This window comes from Microbacterium jepli, assembly GCF_047237905.1.
In the GTDB taxonomy this organism is placed as follows: domain Bacteria; phylum Actinomycetota; class Actinomycetes; order Actinomycetales; family Microbacteriaceae; genus Microbacterium.
Genome location: NZ_JBDFLW010000005.1, coordinates 2094884 through 2120970, shown reverse-complemented (window position 1 = coordinate 2120970; position 26087 = coordinate 2094884). Strand labels below are relative to the sequence as shown.

Annotated in this window: 26 protein-coding genes; 14 read left to right on the top strand and 12 right to left on the bottom strand. The window is 71.0% G+C overall.

From position 1 onward, the window contains the following. The first annotated feature begins 93 nt into the window (after window positions 1–93). Window positions 94–1422, top strand: a complete 1329-nt coding sequence (locus tag ABC304_RS14315) for a M20/M25/M40 family metallo-hydrolase (RefSeq protein ID WP_412931614.1) — start codon at window positions 94–96, stop codon at window positions 1420–1422. Between the two features lie 57 nt (window positions 1423–1479). Next, window positions 1480–2301: an undecaprenyl-diphosphate phosphatase gene (locus ABC304_RS14310; protein ID WP_412931613.1), complete on the top strand. Its 822-nt coding sequence runs from the start codon at window positions 1480–1482 to the stop codon at window positions 2299–2301. A 25-nt stretch (window positions 2302–2326) separates the two neighbouring features. Here the strand turns inward: ABC304_RS14310 and ABC304_RS14305 are convergent, their stop codons facing one another. Further along, window positions 2327–3199 carry a PAC2 family protein gene (locus tag ABC304_RS14305; RefSeq protein WP_412931612.1) on the bottom strand — a complete coding sequence of 291 codons (873 nt, stop codon included), beginning with the start codon at window positions 3197–3199 and terminating at the stop codon, window positions 2327–2329. A 96-nt stretch (window positions 3200–3295) separates the two neighbouring features. Between ABC304_RS14305 and ABC304_RS14300 the strand changes: the two genes are divergently transcribed. From ABC304_RS14300 to lnt, 9 genes are all read left to right on the top strand, one after another. Next, window positions 3296–3982, top strand: coding sequence for an HAD family hydrolase (locus ABC304_RS14300; protein WP_412931610.1), 687 nt, complete (start codon window positions 3296–3298; stop codon window positions 3980–3982). Next, a complete protein-coding gene (locus ABC304_RS14295) occupies window positions 3979–5031 on the top strand; it encodes a tRNA (adenine-N1)-methyltransferase (RefSeq protein ID WP_412931607.1) in 1053 nt (350 codons plus the stop codon). Before ABC304_RS14300 ends, ABC304_RS14295 begins: the two co-directional genes overlap by 4 nt. A 9-nt stretch (window positions 5032–5040) precedes the next feature. Continuing rightward, the gene (locus ABC304_RS14290) at window positions 5041–6006 is read left to right on the top strand and encodes an FKBP-type peptidyl-prolyl cis-trans isomerase (protein ID WP_412931606.1); all 966 of its coding nucleotides are present in this window, start codon (window positions 5041–5043) and stop codon (window positions 6004–6006) included. Between the two features lie 44 nt (window positions 6007–6050). Then, the gene (locus tag ABC304_RS14285; RefSeq protein ID WP_412931604.1) at window positions 6051–7046 is read left to right on the top strand and encodes a helix-turn-helix transcriptional regulator; all 996 of its coding nucleotides are present in this window, start codon (window positions 6051–6053) and stop codon (window positions 7044–7046) included. After that, window positions 7043–8002, top strand: a complete 960-nt coding sequence (locus ABC304_RS14280) for a helix-turn-helix transcriptional regulator (RefSeq protein WP_412931602.1) — start codon at window positions 7043–7045, stop codon at window positions 8000–8002. Before ABC304_RS14285 ends, ABC304_RS14280 begins: the two co-directional genes overlap by 4 nt. Window positions 8003–8115: 113 nt before the next feature. Then, window positions 8116–8394 (top strand): Sec-independent protein translocase subunit TatA, encoded by a 279-nt coding sequence (gene tatA / locus ABC304_RS14275; protein WP_412931599.1) that lies wholly within the window; start codon window positions 8116–8118, stop codon window positions 8392–8394. A gap of 64 nt (window positions 8395–8458) precedes the next feature. Further along, complete coding sequence (gene tatC, locus ABC304_RS14270; protein ID WP_412931598.1) at window positions 8459–9211, top strand: twin-arginine translocase subunit TatC; 753 nt, start codon at window positions 8459–8461, stop codon at window positions 9209–9211. Beyond that, on the top strand, window positions 9208–11724 hold the full coding sequence (locus ABC304_RS14265; protein WP_412931596.1) for a DEAD/DEAH box helicase: 2517 nt from the start codon (window positions 9208–9210) through the stop codon (window positions 11722–11724). The genes tatC and ABC304_RS14265 overlap by 4 nt, the downstream gene beginning before the upstream one ends. Window positions 11725–11786: 62 nt before the next feature. Beyond that, window positions 11787–13370: an apolipoprotein N-acyltransferase gene (lnt, locus tag ABC304_RS14260; protein WP_412931594.1), complete on the top strand. Its 1584-nt coding sequence runs from the start codon at window positions 11787–11789 to the stop codon at window positions 13368–13370. Here the strand turns inward: lnt and ABC304_RS14255 are convergent. From ABC304_RS14255 to ABC304_RS14240, 4 genes are all read right to left on the bottom strand, one after another. Continuing rightward, window positions 13360–13743: an RNA polymerase-binding protein RbpA gene (locus tag ABC304_RS14255; protein WP_127095365.1), complete on the bottom strand. Its 384-nt coding sequence runs from the start codon at window positions 13741–13743 to the stop codon at window positions 13360–13362. The two genes, lnt and ABC304_RS14255, sit on opposite strands and share 11 nt — an antisense overlap. A 130-nt stretch (window positions 13744–13873) precedes the next feature. Then, window positions 13874–14668, bottom strand: a complete 795-nt coding sequence (locus tag ABC304_RS14250; RefSeq protein ID WP_412931590.1) for a glycerophosphodiester phosphodiesterase family protein — start codon at window positions 14666–14668, stop codon at window positions 13874–13876. A gap of 10 nt (window positions 14669–14678) precedes the next feature. Beyond that, window positions 14679–15794, bottom strand: a complete 1116-nt coding sequence (locus tag ABC304_RS14245; protein ID WP_412931588.1) for an SPFH domain-containing protein — start codon at window positions 15792–15794, stop codon at window positions 14679–14681. After that, on the bottom strand, window positions 15791–16261 hold the full coding sequence (locus ABC304_RS14240; RefSeq protein WP_412931586.1) for an NfeD family protein: 471 nt from the start codon (window positions 16259–16261) through the stop codon (window positions 15791–15793). The genes ABC304_RS14245 and ABC304_RS14240 overlap by 4 nt, the downstream gene beginning before the upstream one ends. 131 nt (window positions 16262–16392) lie before the next feature. Here ABC304_RS14240 and ABC304_RS14235 point away from each other — a divergent pair, with 131 nt between their 5' ends. Then, a complete protein-coding gene (locus ABC304_RS14235) occupies window positions 16393–17157 on the top strand; it encodes an SDR family oxidoreductase (RefSeq protein WP_412931585.1) in 765 nt (254 codons plus the stop codon). Between the two features lie 81 nt (window positions 17158–17238). On the opposite strand, the gene ABC304_RS14230 is transcribed toward ABC304_RS14235, so the two are convergent. Both ABC304_RS14230 and ABC304_RS14225 read right to left on the bottom strand, forming a co-directional pair. Beyond that, entirely contained in the window at window positions 17239–17805 is a 567-nt protein-coding gene (locus tag ABC304_RS14230; protein ID WP_412931583.1) for an HdeD family acid-resistance protein, read from the bottom strand. Between the two features lie 119 nt (window positions 17806–17924). Next, a complete protein-coding gene (locus ABC304_RS14225; protein ID WP_412931581.1) occupies window positions 17925–18845 on the bottom strand; it encodes an AEC family transporter in 921 nt (306 codons plus the stop codon). Between the two features lie 91 nt (window positions 18846–18936). Here ABC304_RS14225 and ABC304_RS14220 point away from each other — a divergent pair, with 91 nt between their 5' ends. Together ABC304_RS14220 and ABC304_RS14215 are read left to right on the top strand one after the other, a co-directional pair. Beyond that, window positions 18937–19887 carry an epimerase gene (locus tag ABC304_RS14220; RefSeq protein WP_412931580.1) on the top strand — a complete coding sequence of 317 codons (951 nt, stop codon included), beginning with the start codon at window positions 18937–18939 and terminating at the stop codon, window positions 19885–19887. Window positions 19888–20245: 358 nt separating this feature from the next. Next, window positions 20246–20896 carry a hypothetical protein gene (locus ABC304_RS14215; protein ID WP_412931578.1) on the top strand — a complete coding sequence of 217 codons (651 nt, stop codon included), beginning with the start codon at window positions 20246–20248 and terminating at the stop codon, window positions 20894–20896. Window positions 20897–20903: 7 nt separating this feature from the next. On the opposite strand, the gene ABC304_RS14210 is transcribed toward ABC304_RS14215, so the two are convergent. The 5 genes from ABC304_RS14210 to ABC304_RS14190 form a co-directional block, all read right to left on the bottom strand. After that, window positions 20904–21317: a hypothetical protein gene (locus ABC304_RS14210; protein WP_412931576.1), complete on the bottom strand. Its 414-nt coding sequence runs from the start codon at window positions 21315–21317 to the stop codon at window positions 20904–20906. 9 nt (window positions 21318–21326) lie between these two features. Then, window positions 21327–22019, bottom strand: coding sequence for an alpha/beta fold hydrolase (locus ABC304_RS14205; RefSeq protein WP_412931574.1), 693 nt, complete (start codon window positions 22017–22019; stop codon window positions 21327–21329). Window positions 22020–22211: 192 nt separating this feature from the next. Beyond that, window positions 22212–23759, bottom strand: a complete 1548-nt coding sequence (locus tag ABC304_RS14200; RefSeq protein WP_412931572.1) for a GMC oxidoreductase — start codon at window positions 23757–23759, stop codon at window positions 22212–22214. Then, on the bottom strand, window positions 23756–25138 hold the full coding sequence (locus ABC304_RS14195) for an alpha/beta fold hydrolase (RefSeq protein WP_412931570.1): 1383 nt from the start codon (window positions 25136–25138) through the stop codon (window positions 23756–23758). The genes ABC304_RS14200 and ABC304_RS14195 overlap by 4 nt, the downstream gene beginning before the upstream one ends. Beyond that, complete coding sequence (locus ABC304_RS14190; protein ID WP_412931567.1) at window positions 25135–26034, bottom strand: SDR family oxidoreductase; 900 nt, start codon at window positions 26032–26034, stop codon at window positions 25135–25137. The genes ABC304_RS14195 and ABC304_RS14190 overlap by 4 nt, the downstream gene beginning before the upstream one ends. Window positions 26035–26087: the final 53 nt, after the last annotated feature.

Genomic DNA, 26087 nt, shown 5'->3' with positions numbered 1-26087 from the left:
GGAACGACGTTACCACGTTTCCTCAGACGCCTGGAATCGACGCCGCCCTCCGCCCTGGCGGGCGCGACGGCATCCGGACGGTAGCCTTTCGCCATGGCCCCGCTCGACACGTCCGTTCCGGCGCGCCCGGACGAACCGCAGCTGAGCGAGGTCGCCGAGCTCGCCCGCGATCTCATCCGCATCGACACGTCCAACTTCGGCGGTGGCCGCGCGAACGGCGAGCGCGAGGCGGCCGAGTACGTCGGCGCCTACCTGTCCGGTCTGGGTCTCTCGCCGCAGTACTACGAGCCGATCCCGCGGCGCACGAACGTGCTCGCGCGCGTGCCGGGACGCGACGGCTCGCTGCCCGCCCTCGTCGTGCACGGCCATCTCGACGTCGTTCCGGCGATCGCAGAGGACTGGAGCGTCGATCCGTTCGGCGGCGTCGTGCGCGACGGCATGCTGTGGGGCCGGGGCGCGGTCGACATGAAGAACATGGACGCGATGATCCTCACCGCGGTCGCCGACATCCTGCGGGCCGGCGAGCAGCCCGCGCGCGACCTCGTGCTGGCGTTCTTCGCCGACGAGGAGAACGGCGGCGTCGAGGGCTCGGCGCTCGTCGTGCAGGACCACCCGGAGTGGTTCGCCGGCGCGACCGAGGCCATCAGCGAGGTCGGCGGCTACTCCATCGCGGTCGGCGACCGCCGCGCCTACCTGCTGCAGGTGGGCGAGAAGGCCCTGATGTGGATCAAGCTCGTCGCGCGCGGCCGAGCCGGCCACGGCAGCCGCTTCCACCCCGACAACGCCGTGACGCGCCTCGCCGAGGCCGTGGCCGCTCTCGGACGCACGGAGTGGCCGATCGCGCTCACGTCCACCACTCGCGACCTGCTCGGCCACCTCGCCGACCTCTCGGGCATCGGCGACGCCGACCCCGACGCGCTCGCCGACACGACCGGCGCGGCATCCGCCTTCATCCGCTCCACCCTGCGCACGACCGCCAATCCGACGGGGCTCACGGCCGGCTACAAGCACAACGTGATCCCCGACCGCGCGGAGGCCCTCATCGACGTCCGGGTGCTGCCCGGCACCGAGGACGCCGTGCTGGCCGACATCCAGCGCATCGTGGGCGACGACATCGCGATCGAGACGGTCGTGCGCGACATCGGCATGGAGGTGCCCTTCGAGGGCGGCCTCGTCGACGCGATGGTCGCCTCGCTCGGACGCGCCGACCCGGGCGTGCCGGTCATCCCGTACCTCCTCGGCGCCGGGACCGACAACAAGGCGCTGTCGCGGCTCGGCATCGCCGGCTACGGCTTCGCCCCCCTCCGGCTTCCCGCCGACCTCGACTTCACCGGCATGTTCCACGGCGTCGACGAGCGCGTCCCCCTGGACGCCCTCGACTTCGGCCGGGACGTGCTCGTCGACCTGCTTCGCACATACTGACCGGAGGAGCCGGATGCCGCGGCATCCTCCGCTCCGCTTCTCCACCGAAAGGCGCTCATGCTCATCGAGGCCATCATCCTGGGACTCGTCCAGGGACTGACCGAATTCCTCCCGGTCTCCTCCAGTGCCCACCTGCGCATCGTCGGGGCTCTCATGCCGTCGGCGCAGGATCCCGGCGCCGCCTTCACCGCGATCACGCAGATCGGCACCGAGGCGGCCGTGGTCGTCTTCTTCTGGCGCGACATCGTGCGCATCATCGGGCGCTGGTTCCGCTCGCTCGCCGGTCGCGTGCCGCGCAACGATCCGGACGCCCGGATGGGGTGGCTCATCATCGTCGGATCGATCCCGATCGTCGTGCTCGGACTGCTGTTCCAGGACCAGATCGAGACGACCTTCCGCTCGCTGTGGCTGGTGGCGGCCATGCTGATCCTCTTCGGCGTGCTGCTCGGCATCGCCGACATGGTGGGTGCCAAGAAGCGCAAGCTGAACGAGATCAACATCGGGCAGGGCGCGGTCTTCGGCTTCGCTCAGGCGCTCGCCCTGGTCCCCGGCGTCTCGCGCTCGGGCGGCACGATCACCGCCGGGCTGTTCATGGGCTTCGAGCGCGCGGCCGCGGCGCGGTACGCGTTCCTGCTGGCGATCCCCGCCGTCTTCGGCAGCGGCTTCTACCAGCTCTTCAAGAGCATGGACGAGCCGGGCGTGTTCAGCCTCGGCGAGACGGCGCTGGCGACCGGCATCGCGTTCGTCGTCGGGCTCGCCGTCATCGCCTTCTTCATGAGCTACATCTCGAAGCGCAGCTTCCTGCCCTTCGTGATCTACCGCGTGGCGCTGGGCGCCCTGGTGATGGTGCTCCTGGCGACCGGCGTCCTCGCGGCGTGAGCGCGGCCCGATCCACGCCTTTCCGTCAGCGGCGCGGGTCGTCGCGGTCGCGACCCGGCTTGGTCGGTCCTTCGCCGCCGCCGCGCCGCAGGTAGCGCTCGAACTCCTGCGCGATGGCGTCGCCGGACGCCTCGGGGGAGTCCCAGGTGTCGCGGGTGCGCTCGAGCTGACGGATGTACTCCGTCATCTCCTCGTCGTCCGCCGCGGCGGCGTCGATCGACGCCTCCCACGCGGCCGACTCGGTCGCGAGCTGGGCGCGCGGCACCTGCGCGCCGGTGAGGTCCTCCAGGCGGTCGAGGAGGGCCAGCGTCGCCTTCGGCGACGGGGTGTGGCCGGCCACGTAGTGCGGCACGCTCGCCCACAGCGACGCCGCGGGGATGCCGGCGGCGTCGGCGGCGGCGCCGAGCACGCTCAGGATGCCGACGGGGCCTTCATACGAGCTGCGCTCGATGTCGAGCGTCGTGCGCAGCTGCTCGTTGTCGCTGCCGGAGAAAATCGAGATCGGACGGGTGTGGGGCACGTCGGACATCATCGAGCCCAGGGCCACCATGCCCGTGATGTCCTCGCGGAGGGCCACGTCGATGAACTCCGTCGCGAACGCCTGCCACGCACGCGCCGGCTCGACGCCGGCCAGCAGCCACAGCTGCGTGCCCCGGGCCGTCGTGGTGGGGCGGTACAGGGTCGCCTCGGGCCAGCGGATGACCCGCGCGCCCTCTCCGTCGGTGGAGATCTGCGGGCGCGTGTACTGGTAGTCGAAGTACAGCTCGGGGTCGACGGAGAACACCGGCTCGTACGAGCCCTGCTCCCGCAGCAGGGAGACGGCGGCGGACGCGGCCTCCCCGGCGTCGTTCCAGCCGTCGAACGCGACGACCACCACTCGGCGTCCCAGTCCTTCCACGCGACCCCCTCCGACCGTCCGGCGATTCGTTCCAGGATAGGCGCACCGCGCTGCCGGCGGGTCGGTCGCCCCGGGGGCGCTGGGTAGCATGGACCGGTGCAACGAAACCCTGTCCCCGCCGCGGTCCTGTGGGACATGGACGGCACACTGGTCGACACCGAGCCCTACTGGATGGCCGCCGAGACGCCCCTCGTCGAGGAGTTCGGCGGCACGTGGTCGCACGAGCAGGCGCTCGACCTCGTCGGCCGCGGGCTCGAGGACTCGGCGCGCATCTTCCAGGCCGCCGGGGTGCGCATGTCGGTGCCGGAGATCATCGACCGGCTGACCGACGACGTGATGGCCGGCCTCGCCGCCGACGGCGTGCCGTTCCGTCCGGGAGCGCGCGAGCTCCTCGCCGAGCTGCGCGCCGCCGGCATCAAGACCGCCCTGGTCACGATGTCGATGGGGAGGATGGCGCGCAGCGTCGTGGACCTCATCGACTTCGACGCGTTCGATGTCGTGATCGCGGGTGACGACGCCACCCGCCCGAAGCCGTTCCCCGATCCCTACCTCCAGGCGTGCGAGCTGCTGGGCGTCGACCCCCTCGACACCGTCGCGATCGAGGACTCGCCCAACGGGCTGCTGTCCGCGGTCGCCTCCGGCGCCTCCGTCATCGGCGTGCCCCACATGGTGCCGCTCGAGGGCACGGGCGCGCAGGCGCTCTGGCCGACGCTGGCCGGTCGCGGCGTCGCCGACGTCGCCGCGGTGCACGCGGGCCGCACCACCGCGGGGAGCGTGCGGTGATCGACGACCTGCGGCCTAGCGGGCCGTTCCGCTTCGGCGACCGCGTGCAGCTCACCGGGCCGAAGGCGCGCCTGCACACCATCACCCTGCGCGAGCTCGGCGAGATGCACACGCATCACGGCGTGCTCCGCCACGAGGACCTCGTCGGGCTGCCCGACGGCTCGATCGTCACCGGCAGCGGGGGCCACGAGTACCTCGCGCTGCGCCCGCTGCTGCGCGACTTCGTCATGTCGATGCCGCGCGGCGCGGCCATCGTCTACCCCAAGGACGCCGCGCAGATCCTCGCGCAGGCCGATGTGTTCCCCGGCGCCGTGGTCGTGGAGGCGGGCGTCGGCTCGGGGGCGCTGTCGCTGTGGCTGCTGCGCGCGATCGGCGCGGAGGGACGGCTCATCTCGTTCGAGCGCCGCGAGGAGTTCGCCGAGGTGGCCGTCGCCAACGTCGAGACCTTCCTCGGCGCCCCGCCCGCGAACTGGACGGTGCAGGTCGGCGACCTCGTCGAAGAGCTTCCGGGGGCGGTGACCGCGGCATCCGTCGACCGTGTCGTCCTCGACATGCTCGCCCCCTGGGAGTGCATCGACGCGGTGGCCGATGCCCTCACGCCCGGCGGCGTCGTGCTCTGCTACGTCGCCACGGCCACGCAGCTCAGCCGCGTCGCGGAGTACATCCGCGGCACGGGGCTGTTCACCGACCCCGACGCCAGCGAGACGATGGTGCGCGGCTGGCACGTCGAGGGGCTCGCCGTGCGTCCCGACCACCGCATGGTGGCCCACACCGGCTTCCTCCTGACCGCCCGCAGGCTGGCTCCCGGGGCCGTGCTGCCGGAGCAGAAGCGGCGCGCGTCGAAGTCGAGCTACGGCGACGAGGACGTGGAGCTGTGGACTCCCGGCGCCGTCGGCGACCGCGACATCACCGACAAGAACCTGCGCAAGCGGGTGCGCGAGGCGCAGCGGGCGGCCGCGGGCGCCCGGCTGGCGTCGGCATCCGCCGCGGGCGGCGACGAGGACGAGCCCGACAACCTGCCGGAAGGCGACGACGCACCGCGCGTCTAGACTGTTCCGGTGCGAAAGATCCCCGCTCTCATCGCCCTCGTCGGACTCGCGACCGTCGGACTGGTGGGCTGCTCCGCCGGAGCCACGGAGGCGTGCCCCCGGCCCGCGGCCACGGATCGCAGCACGACCGACCTGATCACGGTGACCGGATCGACGGATGCTGCGCCCTCCGTGTCGGTCTACACGCCGTTCCACGCCGACACGACGGCCTTCGCCGACCTCGCCACCGGCTCGGGAACGCCGATCTCGACCGATGACCAGCTCGTCGTGCTCGACATCTCGCTCTACGACGGCACCACGGGCCAGCCGCTGGTGAAGACCGCGTACGACGGCTCGGACTCGTCGGTGTTCTCGCTCGCCCGCTGGTCGGAGACGTTCCCGTCCTTCGCCGACGCGCTGCACTGCGCCACGCCCGGCACACGCACCGTGATCGCCCTGCCGCCGGACGGCATCGCCGCCCAGACGGCCTCGTCGGTCGGGCTCACCGAGGGCGACTCGGCGATCGCCGTGGTCGACGTCCGCAAGACGTACCTGCCGAAGGCCGACGGCGCCGACCAGTACAACGACGCGCTCGGGATGCCGACCGTCGTGCGGGCGCCCGACGGACGGCCGGGGATCATCGTCCCCGACGCCACGGCGCCCACCGACCTCGTCGTGCAGACGCTCAAGAAGGGCGACGGCGACGTCGTCACCGGCGATCAGCCCGTCCGCCTGGCGATGACCGGCGTCACCTGGGACAACCCGCGGCGCACGACGTTCACCGACACCTGGGGCTCCGAGCCCGTCTCGGTCGGCCTGAGCACCGAGTCCGACGCCTTCCGCAGTGCGATCGAGGGCAAGACGGTCGGCTCGCAGGTTCTCGTGGTGATCCCGCCCGACCAGCTCGGCGACACGCCCCCGGCCGGTGTCACGGCGGGGGAGACGGTCGTCTACGTCGTGGACATCCTCGGGCTGGACGCGACCCCCGCGAAGTGACCGGCGCCCGGCGCCGCGGCATCCCCCGCCTTTAGGATGAGTGAGTGCCTTCGAACACCCCTGCGAAGAATCCTCCCGAGGAGCGGCTCGTCAACCTCGTGGTGGCGCTCATGGCGACCGAGCAGGGGCTGACGAAGGACACGATCCTCTCGTCCGTCGCCGGTTACCGCGAGCAGAACGAGGCGGGCGCGTCCAAGGACGCCCTCGAGAAGATGTTCGAGCGCGACAAGGAGAGCCTGCGCGGCCTCGGCGTCCCGATCGAGACGATCGGCGACTGGGCCGATCCCGACGACCTCCGTGAGGCGCGGTACCGCGTGCCCGTCTCGGAGTACGAGCTTCCCGCCGACATCGAGTTCTCGCCGGCCGAGGTGGCACTGCTGACCCTCGCCGGCGGCGTCTGGTCGCAGAGCTCGATGTCGGACGACGCCCGCAGCGGGCTGCGCAAGATCCGCGCGCTAGGCAACACGGTCGACGAGCCGATCATCGGCTTCTCACCGCGGATCAGCATCCACGAGCCGGCCTTCGGCCCGCTCAAGCAGGCCATCGAGCAGTGCCGCACGGTGTCGTTCCCGTACCTGAAGCCGGGGGAGGACGCGCCGCGCGCCCGCCGCCTGCGCCCCCTCGCGCTCGTCGAGTACGACGCCCGCTGGCACGTCTACGGCGTCGACCTCGACGTGGACGCCGATCGCACCTTCCTCCTGTCGCGCATCACCGGCGACGTCGACGTGCACCGCCAGACATTCCCCGCCGCGCTGCGAGAGGGCGCCGGCGACCGCGCCCTCGCGGGGCTGGAGGAGCTCGCCGCGCGCCAGCGCGCCCTGCTCGAGGTCGATCCCGGCACGGAGGCCGCGCTCCGACTCGGTCGCCGGGGCTTCCCCGCGGAGCAGGGCATCCAGGTGCCCTACGTCGACGTGCACATCTTCGCCGACGAGCTCGCCTCCTACGGTCCCGAGGTGCGGGTGGTCGAGCCCGCCGCGCTGCGCGAGCAGGTCATCGCGCGGCTCGAGGCGACCCTGGCCGTCCACGGGGGTGCGCGATGAGCCCCCGGCCGCTGGTGGCCACGGATCGCGCCGCCCTCATGCTGCAGCTCGTGCCCTACCTGCTGGGCAAGGGCGAGGTGTCGGTGGCCGAGGCCGCCGACGAGTTCGACGTGACACCCGATCAGATGCGCTCGATGGTCGAGAAGCTGACGGTGATCGGCCTGCCCGGCGAGCGCGGCTACTGGCAGATGTCCAACGACCTGTTCGACATCGACTGGGACCTCCTCGACCAGCGCGACCTCATCGTCATCACCAACACCGTCGGCCTCGAGCGCTCTCCCAAGCTGACGGCCCGCGAAGCGGCCGCTCTCCTCGCGGGCCTGCAGCTCGCCCGCACCGTCCCCGGCTTCGGCGACAGTGCCCTGTTCGCCGGGCTGCTGGCCAAGCTCGCGCGCGGCGCCTCCGGCGCTCCGGCCGACGTCATCGTGGCGCCGGGTCCGGTGTCGGAGGTCCGCGACACGGTCGCGGAGGCGCTGCAGCGTCAGGTGGCGGTGTCGTTCACCTACAAGGCTCCGGATGCCGCGCCCACGACGCGCACGGTCGACCCGGTCAAGGTGCACATCGCCACGGGAAACTGGTACCTGCAGGGGTGGTGCCACATGCGGCAGGCGATGCGGACGTTCCACCTCGATCGGGTGAGCGAGCTGGTGCTGACCGACATGCCCATCACCCACGGCGGAGAGCCGGTGCCGGCGCCGTTCACCCCCGCGGACGACGACATCGTCGTGCGCATCCGCTACGCCCCGTCCGTCGCGCCGCTGCTGGGCGACTATCTCGGACGGGCCGACGTCGTGGCCGACGGCGACCTGGTCGTGGCCTCGCTCCGGCTCCCCGACGAGAACGCGCTCCGCCGCATCGCCGCCCGCCGCGGAGGATCCGTCGAGATCCTCGACCCGCCCGATGCGCGGACGGCGGCCGCAGCCTGGGCAGAGGCGGGTCTCGCGCAGTACCGCTGAGCATCCGTCCGCGAGGCGACGCGATCCCGTGCCGAGTGCGACTGCCTGCTTCTGCCCGGGCTCGCGCGTGCAGGGTTAGACTTGTCGGACCCCGCATACGCAAGGAGAAACCCATGCTTGGCAATCTGACCGGATGGCACTTCCTGATCCTGCTCGCGGTCATCCTGCTCGTCTTCGGAGCCGCGAAGCTGCCCGCGCTGGCCAAGAGCATGGGGCAGTCCGCCCGCGTGTTCAAGGGTGAGATCAAGGCGATGAAGGAGGAGGACGCCGCCACGGCGGCCCCCGTCGCCACGAACACCGCGGCCCCGCAGCCCACCGTCGCGCCCGTCGTCGCCGATGCACCCGTGAGCGCACCGGCGCACAGCTCGGCTGCCGCCGACCCCAAGCCCTGACCCGGCGGTGACGACGGCGCGTGCGCCGCGCCCGGCGGCGTCGGAGGTGCGGCGCGAGAAGAGGATGTCGCTCGGTCAGCACCTGATCGAGCTACGCAAGCGCCTGATGATCAGCGCGCTCGGCCTGGTCGCGGGCATGGTGATCGCGTTCTTCCTCGCGAAGCCGATCATCGATCTGCTCACGGTGCCGATCTCGGTGATCGCCGAACGCACCGGCAAGGCGGTGCTCAACTTCGACACCGTCACCGGCGCCTTCGATCTGCAGATCCGCATCGCGTTCGCGGTGGGGCTCATCATCTCGTCGCCGGTCTGGCTGTCGCAGATCTGGCTGTTCATCGCCCCCGGCATGACCCGCAAGGAGACGCGGTACACGGTCGGCTTCCTGGGAGCCGCCATCCCGCTGTTCTTCGCCGGCACCTTCGCGGGCTGGCTGATCATGCCGCACATCATCGAGCTCATGTCGAGCTTCGTGCCCGAGGGCGCGGCCAACTTCTTCCAGTACAGCTACTACTACGACTTCATCCTCAAGCTGCTCCTGGTCGTGGGCGTGGCCTTCGTGCTGCCCGTCTTCCTCGTGCTGCTGAACGTCGCGGGCATCCTCAGCGGCATGGCGATCCTGCGCGGCTGGCGCTTCGCCATCATCGCGATCACGGTCTTCTGCGCCCTCGCGACGCCGGCAGCCGACGTCATCTCCATGTTCCTGCTGGCGATCCCGATGCTCGGCCTGTACTTCGCAGCCGTCGGCATCGCGCTCCTCGTCGACCGGCGCCGCGCGCGCCGCGCCGCAGCCGAGTTCGCCGCCGGGGCGCCCGCGTGAGCGACCCCAGTCCGGCGGAGCGGTTCGCGAGCGCGCGGCAGCGGCAGTCCCATCCGGTGACGGCCGCGTTCGCGGCATCCCAGAGATTCGAACTCGACCCCTTCCAGATGGCGGGATGCCAGGCTCTCGAGGACGGCCGCAGCGTGCTCGTCGCCGCGCCGACGGGTGCCGGAAAGACGGTCGTCGGAGAGTTCGCGATCCACCTCGCCATGCTGGAGGACGGTGACAAGGCGTTCTACACGACGCCCATCAAGGCCCTGTCGAACCAGAAATTCCGTGAGCTCCAGGACGTCTACGGTCCCGAGAACGTCGGCCTGCTCACCGGTGACACCAACATCAACGGCAACGCCCGCGTCGTGGTCATGACCACCGAGGTGCTGCGCAACATGCTCTACGCCGACTCGGCCTCCCTGCGCGGACTGCGGTTCGTCGTGATGGACGAGGTGCACTATCTGGCCGACCGGTTCCGCGGCGCGGTGTGGGAGGAGATCATCATCCACCTGCCGTCGCGCGTGCGGCTGGTGTCGCTGTCGGCGACGGTGTCGAACGCCGAGGAGTTCGGCGACTGGCTCGACACGGTGCGCGGCGACACGGAGGTGATCGTCTCCGAGGTGCGCCCCGTGCCGCTGGAGCAGCACGTGCTGGTGCGCGGAGACCTCCTGCCGCTCTTCGACGACCGCGCCGGGATCGCCACCGCGCAGGTGAACCAGGAGCTCATGCGCATCCGCTCCTTCAAGGGGCCGACGTACGAGAACAACCGCCGGGCTTCGTCGTTCCGCTCCGCCGAGGGCGGGCGGTCCCAGGGGCACAGCGACCGGAGCGGCGGGTACGGCTCGTCGGGGCGCCGCCCGCACAAGGGCGGTCAGCGACCGGTGCGCTCGGCCAACGTCCAGCGCATCGAGCGGCTCGACCGTCCGGACGTCGTGCAGCTGCTGCAGCGCGCCACCCTGCTGCCGGCCATCTTCTTCATCTTCTCGCGCGTCGGCTGCGACGCCGCGGTGCAGCAGGTGCGGCGCTCGGGGCTGCGGCTCACCGATCAGGACGAGCGGCGCGAGATCCGCGCGATCGTGGAGGAGCGCACCCGCACCCTTCGCGACGAGGATCTCGCCGTGCTCGGGTACCACGAGTGGCTCGACAACCTCGAGCGGGGGGTCGCCTCGCACCACGCCGGCCTCCTGCCCGCGTTCAAGGAGGTCGTGGAGGAGCTCTTCCGCCTGAAGCTCGTGAAGGTCGTCTTCGCCACCGAGACGCTGGCGCTCGGCATCAACATGCCGGCGCGCACGGTGGTGCTCGAGAAGCTCGAGAAGTTCAACGGCGAGGCCCGGGTGGCCATCACGTCGGGGGAGTACACGCAGCTCACCGGCCGTGCCGGGCGCCGCGGCATCGACGTCGAGGGCCATGCGGTCGTGCAGTGGACCGAGGGCATGGATCCTCAGCAGGTCGCGGCGCTCGCATCGCGCCGCACGTACCCGCTCAACTCGAGCTTCCGCCCCACGTACAACATGGCGGTCAACCTCATCGACCAGTTCGGCCGCCCCCGCGCCCGCGAGATCCTCGAGTCCTCGTTCGCGCAGTTCCAGGCCGACCGTGCCGTGGTGGGTCTCGCCCGCCAGGTGCGCGAGGCCGAGGAGTCGCTCCAGGGCTACCAGCAGGCCATGACCTGCCACCAGGGCGACTTCGCGGAGTACTCCTCCATCCGGCGCGAGCTGAGCGACCTCGAGAAGCTGAACCGCAAGGACGCCAACGCCTCGCGCGCCACCCGCGACACCCGCCAGCGGCAGCTCGCCTCGCTCCGGCGCCGCATGCAGCGGCACCCCTGCCACTCCTGCCCCGAACGCGAGTCCCACGCGCGATGGGCGGAGCGCTACTGGAAGCTCAAGCGGGCCACCGACAAGACCCGCGAGCAGATCCGCACCCGCACCGGCACCGTCGCGCGCGTGTTCGACCGTGTCGTGGAAGTGCTGCGCTCGCTCGACTACGTGCGCGTCGAGGACGACGGCGCGACGACGCTCACCCCCGCCGGTCGCACGATGCGCCGCATCTACGGCGAGCGCGACCTGCTGGTGGCCGAGTCGCTGCGGCTCGGCATCTGGAACGATCTGGATGCCCCGTCCCTGGCCGCGCTGGCGTGCAGCCTGGTCTACGAGCCGCGCCGCGACGAGTCCGACCCGGGGGAGCGCGGGCTGCCGCGCGGTCCGTTCCGCAACGCCCTGACCCGCACGCAGGAGCTCTGGCAGCGGCTCGACGACCTCGAGCAGGATCACCACCTGCCCGGCACGCTGCCCGTGGCCGCCGGGCTCGCGCAGGCGATGCACGGCTGGGCCCGGGGAGACATGCTCGACCGGGTGCTGGCGGACGCCGACATGGCAGCGGGTGACTTCGTGCGGTGGAGCAAGCAGACGATCGACCTGCTCGATCAGCTGTCACTCGTCGCGGACGGCGCCGTGGCCACCACGGCGCGCAAGGCGCTGGACTCCGTCCGTCGCGGCATCGTGGCGTACAGCACGGTCTGAGGCTGCGCAGGCACCGCGCGGCCCTCGGCGGACGCCCACCCGTGGCCGCTTAGGGTGGTGAGGTGCCCGTCGCGTCCCGACCCCTGCTGCCGCTGTGGGCTGCCGTCGCGACCTCCGTCGCGGGCGGACTGCTGCTCACCACGGCGTTCCCGGCGCTGGGCTGGTGGCCGATGGCCTTCCCCTCCGTGGTGCTCGCGCTCGTCGGGCTCGTGGGGCGCCGCGTGTGGTCGTCCATGCTGGTCGGCTTCGCCTTCGGCGCGGCGTTCTTCTTCGTGAACCTGTTCTTCACCGCGCGCTACCTCGGCCCTGTTCCGTGGATCGCGCTGTCGATGCTCGAGGCGCTCCTCACCGCCGCGTTCGCGGTGCCGATCTCGCTCGCGTACCGGTGGATGCCGCGCGTCACACGTGGCGCGGCATCCCTCCTGCTCCTCCTTCCCGCGCTGGTGGCCGGGCTCTGGACCCTTCGCGAGCAGATCGTCGGGTCGTGGCCCTACGGCGGGTTCCCATGGGGGCGCATCGGGGTGACGCAGGTCAGCGGACCGGCCGCGGGGCTGGCGTCGTGGGTGGGGATGTCGGGTCTCACCTTCCTCGTCGTCCTGCTGTGCGCCATGGCGATCGAGTTCGTGCGGCTCGGGCGCTTCCGCGTCCGGCTCACGGCCGTCCCCGCGCTGATCGTGGCCGCCGTGCTCTTCCTCGTGCCGGCCTTCCCGACGACGGCGGCCGGCGTGCTCCGCGTCGGCGCCGTGCAGGGCAACGGGCCTGCGGGCTACTTCGACGAGCGTGAACCCAACGCCGTCCTGGAGGCGCAGCTCGCCGCCTCCGAACCTCTGCAGGGCGAGAAGATCGACGTGATGCTGTGGCCCGAGGGCGGCATCGACTCCGATCCGACGTCGAACCGCGCGACCGCCTTCGTGCTCGACCGTCTCGCGGAGGGCATCGACGCGCCGCTCATCGTCGCGGCGGCCACCGGGCGCGGCGACCTCTTCTACAACTCCTCGATACTTTGGCGCGCCGGCGAGGGCGCCGTGCAGACGTATGACAAGCGCCATCCGGTGCCGTTCGGCGAATACGTCCCCGACCGGTCGTTCTGGGAGAAGCTGTCGCCGGACCTCATCGGGCTCATCGGCCGCGAGTACACACCGGGCACGGCGTCGCCCGTGTTCGACCTGAACGGCGTGGGCGTGGGACTCGCGATCTGCTTCGACGTGATCTACGACGACGTCATCTGGGACGGGGCTGCCGGGGGAGCCGAGGTCTACATGTTCCAGACCAACAACGCCGACTTCCGGGGCACCGACGAGAATCTGCAGCAGCTCGCCTTCGCGCGCATGCGCGCCATCGAGACGGGCCGATCGGTGGTGAATCTCTCGACCGTCGGCACGAGCCAGGTCATCACCGCGGACGGCGCGGCCATCGACGGGCTGACCGAGGACGTCACGGGTCACATGATCACGGACGTGCCGCTGCGGACAGGGCTCACCCCCGCCGTGGTCGCCGGACCGTGGATCAAGATCGTGCTCGGATGGGGAAGCCTCGCGGCCCTCGTGCTGCTGGGCGTGACGCAGGCGGTGCGGCGCCGACGCGAAGACGCCGGCCCCCGTGGGGACCGGCGTCTGAGAACGCGTGCGCTGGGCGTCAGGCGCTGAGCTTGTGCGCGGCGGCGTCGTCACCGGCACCGCGGCGCGAGCGCACGTAGGCGAGGCGCTCCTCGAGGAGCTCCTCGAGCTCGGGCACGGTGCGACGCTCCAGGAGCATGTCCCAGTGCGTGCGCGCGACCTTGTCCTCGCTGTGGTCGACCGTGGCGGTTCCCTCGCCGATGCGCAGCAGGGCCTCGGCCCCGCACGTGCGGCATTCCCAGGCGGGCGGGATCTCGGCGTCCGCCGCGAAGGTCATCGTCGTGTCACGTGCACACACGGTGCAGGTGTAGGTGTGCTGTGCGCGCTCATGGAACACGACGCCGTCTTCGCTTTGTAGGCTCTGGGCGCCGAGTCGGATGCCGCGCAGGCTGCGATCTGCCATGTTGTGGTCCTCTCGTCTGCTCTCAGGTATAACGACGCCACCTGTGCGGATCATCCGAAGGACGCTCTTCCCGGCGCCATTCACAGACGATGCTCAGGGCGTTGTGGTTACCACCGCGCGAGCGGCCGGATCAGCGTCGGGGCTTGTCGCCGTCGACCAGTGCCAGGGCGAGATCCGCGCGATCCGTGACGAGTCCGTCGACGCCCAGAGCGACGAGTCGGCGCATGTCACCGGGGTCGTTCACGGTCCAGACGTGCACTTCGACTGAGGCGCGGTGGGCGTAGTCGAGGAGCCTCGGCGTGAGCACGCGGAGGAGTCCCTGTCGCTCGGGGATCTGCACCGCGTCGATGCCGCGCAGCACGCGCCGGGCGAGGGCGGGGGAGCGGAGGCCGACGGCCAGCAGGAGCCGCGCGATGACGCCGCGGCCCGCGGAGGTCGCCGGCCGGACACCCTCCCGCGTGGCCGCGTCGAGCGCCTGGCGGCGCCGCGCGTCCGAGAAGCTCGTGAGGAGCACGCGGTCCGCGTAGGGCGCCACCGCCGCTCCCACCGCTGCGGCGGCGGCCGCGGCCTTCACGTCGAGGTTGAAGCGCAGCGTGGGGAAGCTCTCGAGGGCCTGCGTCAGGGTCAGCAGCCCGCCGCGGCCGGCCATCAGCTCCTCGAGCTCGTGGAGGCGCACGTCGGCGACGGCGCGAGGGTCGCCGGCGACGCGGGTGAGGTCGGCGTCGTGGAAGAGCACGACGGCCCCGTCGGCTGTGAGGTGGCAGTCCGACTCGACGTACGTCGCGCCGGCTCCGTGCGCGAGGGCGATCGCCGCGAAGGTGTTCTCGGTGACGCCGTCCGCGGCCGCTTCAGCGGTCACCAGGCCGCGGTGCGCGAGCACCCGGGGCGTGGTGGCCCGGGCGAACCACGGATGCTGCGGCGTCACCGTGAGCGTGTCAGCGTGCGGACGGCTCGTCGCCGGCGGGACGTGCGTCGGGCCCGTCGCCGACGGGCCCGACGGCCGTGGACTGCGCGTCGGACGCGAACGCGTCGGCCGCAGCAGCGGCTTCGCGCACGGCCTGGGCCGCTGCTTCGGCGGCCTCGGAGCGCGTGAGCGTGGGCGTCCGGCGGGGGGAGGCCGCAGCATCCGGATCGCTCTTCGGCTTCGGCTGCGCAGAACCCTCCGCGCCCGCGAAGGCCGAGCCGATGCCCTTGAGTGCCGACGTGAGCTCGCTGGGCACGATCCAGAGCTTGCTGGAGGCGCTCTCAGCGATCTTGGGGAGCGTCTGCAGGTACTGGTAGGCGAGGAGCTTGTCGTCGGGGTCGCCGATGTGGATGGCGTCGAAGACCATCTGGATGGCCTCGGACTCACCCTGGGCGCGAAGGACCGCCGCCTGCTTGTCGCCCTCGGCCTTGAGGATCTCCGCCTGCCGCCGGCCCTCGGCCTCGAGGATCTGCGACTGCTTGGAGCCCTCCGCGGTGAGGATGGCCGCGCGACGGTCGCGCTCGGCGCGCATCTGCTTCTCCATGGAGTCCTGGATGGAGACGGGCGGGTCGATCGCCTTGAGCTCCACGCGGCCGACGCGGATGCCCCACTTGCCGGTGGCCTCATCGAGCACCACCCGCAGCTGGTTGTTGATGTTGTCGCGGCTGGTGAGGGCCTCTTCGAGGTTCAGCCCACCGACGACGTTGCGGAGGGTGGTCGTCGTCAGCTGCTCGACGGCGCCGAGATAGTTGGCGATCTCGTACGTCGCGGCCCGTGCGTCGGTCACCTGGAAGTACACGACCGTGTCGATCGACACGACGAGGTTGTCCTCGGTGATGACGGGCTGCGGCGGGAAGGAGACGACCTGCTCGCGCATGTCCATCAGGGGCCGGAGACGGTCGATGAACGGGATCAGGAGGTTCAACCCGGGGTTGAGGGTCTTGTGATAGCGCCCGAGCCGCTCGACGATGCCGGCCGTGGCCTGCGGCACGATGCGGATGGAGCGGAGGATCGTGACCAGGGCGAAGATGATGATCGCGGCCACGACGATCCAGAGGATCGTCTGGGGGATGATCGAGTCGTTCATGAGGTGAGCTCCTCCTGGGGGCGGACGTGGGCGGTGGCCCCGTCGATGCGGTTCACGAGCACGGTGGTGCCGGGCTCGATGTCGGAACCCGGGAGCGAGCGGGCGGTCCAGATGTCTCCGTTGGACAGCTTTACCTGTCCGGAGTGCGACGTGACCGTGGACAGCACCTGCCCGCGGAGGCCGATGAGGGCCTCGATGTTGGAGGGCGTCGTGTCTTCGCCGCGACGCAGGCGGCGCAGCAGCGGCGGTCTCAGCAGCAGCACCATGGCGACGGCGACGACCGCGGCGACGACGATCTGCAGCCACAGCGGGGCGCCGAGCAGATCGGCGCCGAGGCCGGCGAGTCCGCCGACGCTGAGCATCAGGAAGGTGAAGTCGAGTGTCAGCATCTCGATCACGAGGAACAGCAGGATCAGGACCAGCCAGGCGATCCAGGCGAACTGTTCGATGGCGGTGACGATGTCCACGATGAGCCTCCTCGTCTTCTTCCGAACCTAACACGGACCCTTTCGCGAGAGGCCGGGTTGGTAGGGTCGGAAGGCCCTCCCGGACATGTTCGGAGGCAGCTCACAATGTTCTTCTCGACGGGAGTCACCTCGTGTCCCAGATCCTTCCGGCCGGGTCGCTCGCCGGCCGCTCCGCCCTCGTCACCGGCTCGTCCCGCGGGATCGGCGCCGACACCGTGCGGTACTTCGCCGAAGCGGGCGCGAACGTCGTCGTCAACTACCGCAACAAGGCGCCGCGTGCCGAGAAGCTCGGCGCGCAGCTTCGCGAACTGGGCGTCGAGGCGCTCGTCGTCGGCGCCGACCTGACCGACGCGGATTCCGTGCAGGCGCTGATGGACGAGGTGCGGCGAGCCTTCGGGTCGCTCGACATCCTCGTGCTGAACGCGTCCGGCGGCATGGAGGCCGGCATGGCCGAGGACTACGCCCTGCAGCTCAACCGCGACGCGCAGGTGCGGGTGCTCGAGACGGCGCTGCCGCTCCTCGGCGAGGGCTCGCGGGTCGTGTTCGTCACGAGCCACCAGGCCCACTTCATCCGGACGACCCCGACGATGCCCGAGTACGAGCCCGTGGCGCTCTCCAAGCGCGCGGGTGAGGACGCCCTCCGCGACATGATCCCGCAGCTCGAGGAGCGCGGCATCGGCTTCGTCGTCGTGTCCGGCGACATGATCGAGGGCACCATCACGGCCACACTGCTGGAGCGCGCCAACCCCGGTGCGATCGCGGAGCGTCGCGAGTCGGCGGGCAAGCTCTACGACGTCGCCGAGTTCGCGGCCGAGGTCGCGCAGGCCGCGGTCGACCCCATCCCCGCCGATCACACGCGTCTGGTCGGCGACACCGGATCGTTCGGCGCGGAGTAGGCGCCGCGGCATCCTCTGCTCTGCGCGACGAAGCCCCCGGTCGGTGACCGGGGGCTTCGTCGTGCGGGGGAGCGGTGCGGGTCAGGCGCGCCCGAAGGTGAACGCGCGGACGATCTGGACGACGCCGAGCACGATGAGCATGATGCCCAGCAGCAGCCAGAGCACGAGCGCCCCGAGCAGCGCGTTCACCAGCAGGTAGATGCCCGCGATGATGCTGATGACCGCGAAGAGGATCGTCCAGATGCGCGAGCCGGAGCCGGAGCCGGAGCCGCCGAGCGTGGTGAGGGCGACGACGCCTTCGACGATCCACATGATGCCGATGAGCGCGGCCACGAAGACCGCCAGCGTCGCCGCGGTGGCCTGTAGATTCGCGAACGCCACGACGCCGGCGATGACGAACAGAAGCCCGAGGATGATGTGGAAGGCGCGCGAGGCGCCGGTCATGGTCTTGGAGAAGACGCCGAGGGCCGCATAGACGATGCCGCCGGCGATGGCGTAGACGGCGATGACGATCGTGACGAAGACCGCGGCGGCCGCAGGCTGCCAGACGATCAGAATGCCGGCGAGGAGGGCGAGCACGCCGCCGATGCCGAGCGCGGTGCGAATGCCGTTCACGATGGGCGAGGAGGTGGGGGTTGCCGTGGACATGACACGTCCTTTCTGGGAGTCACCTGGGAGGACCCCGGCCCCAGGGTAGAGCCTGCGACGTACTCCGCGAGGGAGGCGCTCAGCGGCGGCGCGGCTCCGCTGGTTGAGCGGACCGTGGGTCAGCTCAGCAGAGCGACCGCTGCCAGCAGCACCGGGAAGCAGCCGAGGGTGGTCACGAAGACGGTGTCGCGTGAGATCGCCTCGCCCACGCCGTAGCGCTGCGAGTAGTTGAAGACGTTCTGCGCGGTCGGCAGGGCCGCCAGCACGACGACGACGAGCACCTCGGACGGGGCCAGGCGGAAGAGGAACGTCGCCACCGCCCACGCGATGACGGGCATGACGAGGAGCTTCAGCGCGGACGCGACGAGCACGTCGCGGCGACGGCCGTGCGCGCCGAGCACCCGCTGTCCGTGCAGGGAGATCCCGTAGCTGATGAGGAGCACCGGCACGCACGCGTCGGCGATGAGCTGGGCGGGGTCCATGACGACGTGCGGCAGGTCGATGCCGGTGACGGCGACGAGGGTGCCCAACACGGAGCCGATCAGGATCGGGTTCGTCGCCGTGCGCCGCAGCACGGGGAAGAAGGCGCGCTGACCAGAGGTGACGGCATCCAGGATCGCAAGCGTCACCGGCGTGAAGATGAGCAGCTGCAGCAGGATGACCGGCGCGGGGAAGGCGGCGCTGCCGAGCAGGTAGAGCGACAGCGGGATGCCGATGTTGTTCGAGTTCACCTGCCCCGCCGACAGCGCGCCGATGACCGTCTCGGCCGTGTCCCGGCGCCAGACGAGGCGCGCGATGAGGGTGTACAGCGCGATCACCACGACCGCGGCGATGCCCGAGACGGGCAGCAGAGACGAGAAGAGCGTCTGCACGTTGGCCTGCGAGAGCACGACGAAGAGGAGGAACGGCGAGAGCACGAAGAAGGTGAGGCGGCTGAGGACCGGGCGGGCGTGCTCGCCGAGGAGGTCGATGCGCCCGATGATCCAGCCGACGAGGATGGCGACGCCCACCACCACGAAGCCCGTCAGCGCATCCAGCACTGTTCGAGCCTATGGTGCGTGCTCCCGCGCCGCCGACGCGCCGCTAGCGTGAAGGGGAGCGGTCATGCCGACGGCCATGGGGGAGATGTCGATGTCACGTGTCGCAGTGATCGCCGGAGCATCGGGCTTCGTGGGGAAGGCTTTGGCGCGCGCCCTGGCGGACGACGGCTTCGAGATCCGCCGCATCGGTCGCCGCGAGGCCGTGACATGGGATGACCCGGAGCTCCTCGCGCGGGCCGTCGACGGCGCGGCCGTGCTCATCAACCTGGCCGGCAAGTCGGTGAACTGCCGGTACTCCGATGCGAACCGGCGCGAGCTGCTGAGATCGCGGGTCGAGACGACGCGTGCCCTCCGCGAGGCGGTGCAGGCCGCGGCATCCCCTCCGCCCGTCTGGCTCAACGCCTCGACCTCGACGATCTACCGTCACGAGATGCGGCGCGCGAACACGGAGTCGTCAGGCACCATCGGGTCGGGGTTCTCGGTCGACGTGGCGCGGGCGTGGGAGGCGGAGCTGTTCGAGGGCGACCTGCCGGGTACGCGTCGCGTCGCACTGCGCATGGCCATCGTGCTGGGCGACGGTCCCGCGCCGAACATCCTGCGCCGGCTGGCACGGCTCGGCGTGGGCGGGCCGCAGATCGACTCCTGGTGGTTCCCGCACCGGCGGTACCGCGGCATCGGCGAGCACGCGAGCGGTCTCGAGCGCTCGACCTGGCACCGCACCCGGGGTCGGCAGAAGTTCAGCTGGATCCACATCGACGACGTCGTCGGCTCGGTGCGTTTTCTCATCGAGCGCGACGACATCTCGGGTCCGGTGAACCTCGCGTCGCCGCATCCGGTCGACAACCGCACGCTCATGCGCACCCTCCGGGAGGCGGTCGGCATGCCGGTCGGGCTGCCGGCGTGGAGATGGATGCTGGAGCCCGCCATGTGGGTGCTCCGCACCGAGCCCGAGCTGGTGCTGAAGAGCCGGTGGGCGGTGCCGGAGGTGCTGACGGACGCCGGGTACCGCTTCACCCGCCCGCGCCTGGAGGACGCCGTCTGAGCGGGCTCTTGTTTGGCGACGTCAGGATTGCCGTTGCGAGCTGCCGAGCCGTGTTTCGGATTTTGGAGGGTTTCGCTCTCGCGGTTCCGGTCACTACCGCCAATTGCCGATAATGCACATTATGTCAGCTTGGCGATTGAGGCGGGCCCCGCCCCGCTCCCCGCAGTCCCTTCTTCGGCGTCACGGAGTCAGCGGCGGTCGACGACCCGACTGGTGCTGGCTGTGTCACGCACGACCCTGTGGGGGCACACTGGGTCGATGACGTTCCGCCGAGTCGTTTCCATGGATGCTCCCGATGGTCGGAGCGACTGCCGTTCCGTCGTCGACCTGACTCTCACCACCGATCGATGAGGCGAACGTGACGGACTCCTTCTTCCGCGATGTCGAGGTGCCGCCGTACGACGACGACGATCACCTGCCGACCTTTCTCCCCGAGTGGACGGGACCGCCCTGGCACTGGGCGGCTGTGCCCATCCTGATCAACCGGGAGCTCGGACGGTCGGACACGACCGTGATCCTTCTCGACTCCGTGCGCGTGTTCCCCCGAGGGATGCTGCTGCGCATCGTCATCCGAATCTCCGACACCGGGCGGCGTGCGCGGAATCGAGTCTGGGACTATCTCGACCGTGCGCACGGACGGGGCCAGCTGGATGACCGCTTCGCACCGGCAGGGTTCCGCTGGGGCATCGCCTACTCCGACGGCAGGCGCATCACGACCCAGGACGAGTCGCCGTGGGCCGGCGCGCAGGACATCGAGGAGATGGACGTCGCCGGACCTGTGCTGGAGGGCGCGGGACGCCCCGCCGTGTTCGCGGACTCCTGGACGCGTGACTTCTGGGTCTGGCCACTCCCCCCGTTGTCTACCCTGCAGGTGGCGGTCGAGTGGCCTGCGCGCGATGTGCTCGAAACCCTGACGGCGATCGATGTCCAGCCGCTGCTCGACGCGGCGCAGGCGTCTCGTCCGCTCTGGCCGACCGCGACACCGACGGCCCTCGACGAGGGCTCGTGAGCGGCCCCTACCTCGACGCCTTCACGAGCAGCGTGTCCCCGACGAGCTCCGCTATCGCCGGGGTGAGCCGGCTCGGAGACGACGCGAATTCGATCACCCGGCCGTCCGTCGTCGTTCCGGTCACACCGGGACCGCCGCAGAAGACGGACGGGCCGGCGTGGTCCACGGGGAGGTCGACGATGCACTCCGCGTCATCCCCATTCCGCACCGCCCAATAGGCGTTTCCCGCGGAGTCCTCCCCCACGTACCTGCTGGTGTCTTCGGCGACGCTGCCCCAGTAGCCCTCCGGCAGGGCGTCATCGGCTGCGCGCGGACGATCGAAGATCGGCGATGAACCGTCGGCGGACACTTCGGGACCGGCGGTGCAGCCCGCGAGCAGCAGAGCTCCCGCGATCGCCACCGCCAGGCCCGCACGTCTCATGACGACACCTTAGGCCGTGGCGGCCCCCGCGGCCTCGGCGATCACGTCAGCGACGACGTCGGCCTGCGAGACGTAGACCGCGTGACTCCCCGGGACGGTGGTGATCTCGGCGCCCATGCGCGTGGCCATGTGCTGGAGCATCGCCTGGTCGAACGCCTTGTCGTCGCTGCCGATCACCGCCCACGTCGGCCGTTCCCTCCACGCCGCGTGGGTCACGGGCGCGGCGAACACCGACATGTTGACGGGCACCTGCGAGTCCCGCAGGAACGCCGCCTCGTCCTCGTCGAGATCCGCCGCGAAGCCACGCGCGAAGCTGTCGCGCGCGAGGAAGCCATATCCGTCCTCCCCGATGTCGATCACGAACTCGGGCGTCGCGGCGAAGCCCGCGTACTGCTGGGCGCTGGTCTCCCCCGTATCGGGCGCCAGCGCGGCGACGTAGACGAGCGCGGCGACGTTCTGATGGAGTCCGGCCTCGGTGATCACCGTGCCACCCCAGGAGTGTCCGACGAGCACTGTCGGCCCGTCCTGCTGGTCGAGCACGCGGGTGGTGGCCGCCACATCGTCCTCGAGCGACGTCAGTGGATTCTGCACGATCGAGACGCGCATGCCTCGCGCGGTCAGTCGGTCGTACACGCTGCGCCAGCCCGAGCCGTCGGCGAAAGCGCCGTGCACCAGCACGACGTTGGTGATGTCGGTGTTCATGGAGTCTCCTCATTCGATGTGCGGATGCCGCGCCCACCACTCCCTCGACGGGTGTGGCGGCACGGCACCCGACGACTCCTGCGATACGCAATATATTGCATATGACAAGGGAACGCTAGAGGCGTTCGCGCACGCCGAACGACCGACGAGCCGCCGTGCTGTTGCCGGCGAGCGATGCGCCGGCAACCGTCCTCACCGTCCGGCGAGCATCCGATCCGCGGTGCGCAGCGACAGCGCCATCTGTGTGAGGCCCGGGTTGGCGGCGAGCGCGCTGGGGAACGTCGAGTTGTCGCAGATCCACAGGTTGTCGATGTCGTGCGCGCGTCCCTCGCCGTCGACGACCCCCTCCCCCGGGTCATCGCTCATCCGGCAGGTGCCCAGCGTGTGCGCGCTGCGCGCGAGGACGCGGGTGGAGCGCGCGCCGGCCGCCTCGAGGATGCTCGTCATCGTCCGCACGGCATGGGTGTCGATCGCCTTCTCGTTCGCGCCCGGCGAGAAGGTGATGGTCGCCCTGGGGAGCTCCCATTCATCGAGTTCGGTCGAGAGTTCGAGGCGATTCCCGTCGGCGGGGAGGCATTCGGCGTTCATGCCGATGCCGGCGCTGTAGCGGCCTGCATCCAGCTCGTCCATCAGCTCCTGCCCCCAGAGGTCGCCGCCGCGCACGAGCGAGGTCGCGTAGGTGAACGGCATCACGCCGAGGCTCTGCAGGAGGTAGCCGCCGGCGAAGTCGGCGTCGGCGGGCCGGAGGAAGTCCTCGGTGATGAGGGCGGACGGATAGCCGCGGTACCCGCGGATCTGTTCGTCGAAGCGGCCCCATACCTGCACCGCGCCGTGCGCGAGGAAGTTGCGGCCGACCATGCCGCTGGAGTTCGCGATGCCGGCGTGGAGCAGCAGGCGGGGTGTCTCCACTCCCCCGCCGGCGAGCACGAGAGCCTCGCATCGCTGGCGGCGCTCGACGCCGTCGCGACGGTAGATCACGGCGGTGACCCGTCCGCGCCCGTCCTGCTCGATGCCGATGGCGACGGACTCCGGCCGGATCTCGGCACCCGCGGCGACGGCGGCGGGCAGGTAGGTGATCGCGGTGGTCGCCTTCGAGCCGTGCCGCTCGCCCTGGTGGATCGAGCCCACGTTCGTCGTGGCGTGGCGCAGACCATGGTACGGCTGGTCGCGGTCTCGCGTGATGATCGCGGCGGGGGCATCGGTGGCGCGGATGCCCAGCGCGGCGGTGCCGACGGCCATGAGGTCGGCCGGCGCGTTGCGCTGCGGGGGTGCGTACAGGTAGGTCCGCGACGGATCCCACGGATACGGCGTCGGACCGGACACGCCGATGTACGCCTCGACCTCGACGAGATACCGCGTGAGCTCGTCCGGATCGACGGGCCAGTCGGCGCCGAGCCCGGTCTCGGTGCGGAGCCGAAGATCGCGCGCGTCGGGCCGCGGCGTGAACGCGCCCCAGTGCACGGTGCCGCCGCCCACGCCGAACCCGCTGTTGTTCGGACCGAACGCGGTGGGCGCATCTCCGCCGCTGAAGCGGCTGGACATCCAGTTGATCGCGGTCGCGTCGATCTCGTCGGGTGTGGACTCGGCGGGGTCGTGATTCGGGCCCGCCTCGAGTGCGACCACGCGCAGGCCGCGCTCGGCGAGCCGGGCGAGGAGCGGGGCTCCTCCGGCGCCGGTGCCGACCACCACGACGTCGACGCTCTCATCGTCGTCGTAGGTCTTCATCCCGTCGAGGTTCATGCGTCGCTTCCGGTCTGCTCGTGGGGTGCGGGTCGCCCGAGGTCGGACGGCTCCCAGTCGTCGCGCACGCCGGCCTTCAGCGTGCGGTAGCCGGCGAAGGCGACGTCTTCCGCGCCGGTCGCGAAGCCGTCATAGCCGATGCGCGCCAGCGAGGCGGGGTGGATCAGCCATTCCCGCGTGAGATCGACGCGCACGTCCTGAAACCAGCGTCGCAGCGACTCGCCGTCGCCGGCGCCTCCGGCAACGCCTTCGCCCGCGAGCACGGCCTCCAGCGCAGCATCCGGATCCTCGTCCCAGGAGGCCGCGAGGTCGTCGAGGCCCTGGCGGTAGGCCTCGTCATCGGAGAGGGCGTCGGTGGGTCGCCACCCGTCTCCGCCGCCGGCGGCGAGCTCGGCGTCGACCCGGGCGGCGATGTCGACGCGACCGCTGTCAGGCTGCGGCACGAGGCGGTCGGCGATCGACCGCAGCAGGTCGAGCTGGGTCCTCGTCAGCGCCCGGGGCTCGTAGTCGGGCGCGTCGGCCAGTGCGCGCCGGGCGAGGGTGCTGCGCACCCGCGGTGTGGTGCGCGGCGAGGCGATGAGTCTTCCCCACTCGGCGGGCACGGGCGCGCGCTGCTCTTCGATGCCCTCCCATATCTCGGAGATCGCCGCGGCGACCGCCTCCGGCCGCTCGTACGAGAGGAGGTGTCCGGCGCCCGGCAGCGTGACGAACCGGGCGCGCGGGTAGACGTCCGCGAGCAGCGTCGGCTGTGCGGACGCGCCCAGCAGCTCGTCCGCGTCGCCGCCGAGCACGACGCACGGGAGATCCAGCACGCCGATGGATGCTGCGAGATCCTCCTTGCTCCCCTGCTCGAGCCAGCGGCGCCAGGCGACCGGCGACATCGTGCGGACCGTGTCGACGACGTCGCGCTCCCACACCTCGGGCAGCGACGCTCCGACGTTGTCCTGGACGAACGTGCGGGCGTCGTCCTCGGAGATGGGCCCGTCTGCGACCCAGGAGAGCATCTCGACCCGCTTCTCATCGGGCAGGGGCTCCGGTCGCGGCGGCGACGGCGCGAGCAGCACGAGACCCATCAGGCCGAAGGCCGCGACCTCGCCGTCGCGCACGCGCTGGGCGATGCGCGCGGCGATCTTGCCGCCCATGCTGTGCGCGCACAGCAGCCACGGACCGCCGTCGGCGTCACGCTCGATGACCGCGACGGCCGCATCCACCTGGGCGTCGACGGAGCCGTCGGGAGCGTCCTCCGACCCGCCCTGGCCGGGCAGGTCTATGCCGATCACACGGAAGCGGGCGTCGAGCTCCGCGATGAGCGGCAGAGCGGCGGCGGCGTCGAGGCCGAGCCCGGGGAGGAAGAAGACGGTGCAGGCCGGCGCCGTCACGGCGTGACCATGCCGCCGTTGACGTTCAGCGTGGCGCCGGAGACGTAGCCGGACTCCGCCGACGCGAGGTACACGTACGCGGGGGCGAGCTCGGCCGGCTGGCCCGACCGCTGATAGGTGTTCTCGTCGTCGAAGGCGGCCATCTGCTCGTCCGAGACCCCTCCCGACACCTGCAGTGCCGTCCAGACGGGTCCCGGCGCCACCACGTTCACGCGGATGCCGCGCGGCGCGAGCTGCTGGGCGAGCCCCTTCGACAGGTTGTTGATCGCCGCCTTGGTGGCGGCGTAGTCGAGGCGATCGGGCGCGGGCTTGTACGCCTCGAGGGAGGCGGTGCTGATGATGCTCGCGCCCTCGCGGAGGTGCGCCATGGCCGCCTTGGTGATCCAGAAGTTGGCGAACACGTTCGTGCGGAACGTCGATTCGAACTGCTCGTCACTCAGGTCCTCCAGCCGGTCGACGGCGACCTGCTTGCCGGCGTTGTTGACCAGGATGTCCAGTCCCCCGAGGAAGTCGGCCGCATCGGCCACGAGACGGCGGCACGTCTCTGCGTCCGAGATGTCGGCCACGATGGCCCGGCCGCGGCGACCGGCGTCCTCGACGAGCGAGAGGATGTGCGCGGCATCCTCCTCCTCGCCCGGGAGGTGGGTGATCACGACGTCGGCGCCCTCGCGGGCGAAGGCGATGGCCACCGCTCCCCCGATGCCGGAGTCGCCGCCCGTGATGAGCGCGCGGCGGCCGTCGAGACGGCCGGTCCCGCGATACGTGGCCTCGCCGAGGTCGGGCACGGGAGTCATGCGTGCCTGCACGCCGGGCTCGGGCTGGTGCTGGATGGGCGGCTCGACACGGTCGTATCGGGTCACCGGGTTGACGAGACTGTACTGATCCTCCTGCGGCATACCGCCACGCTAGAAGGCGCGATCGATACGACCGGGGGCTTGCGCTCGTCCGC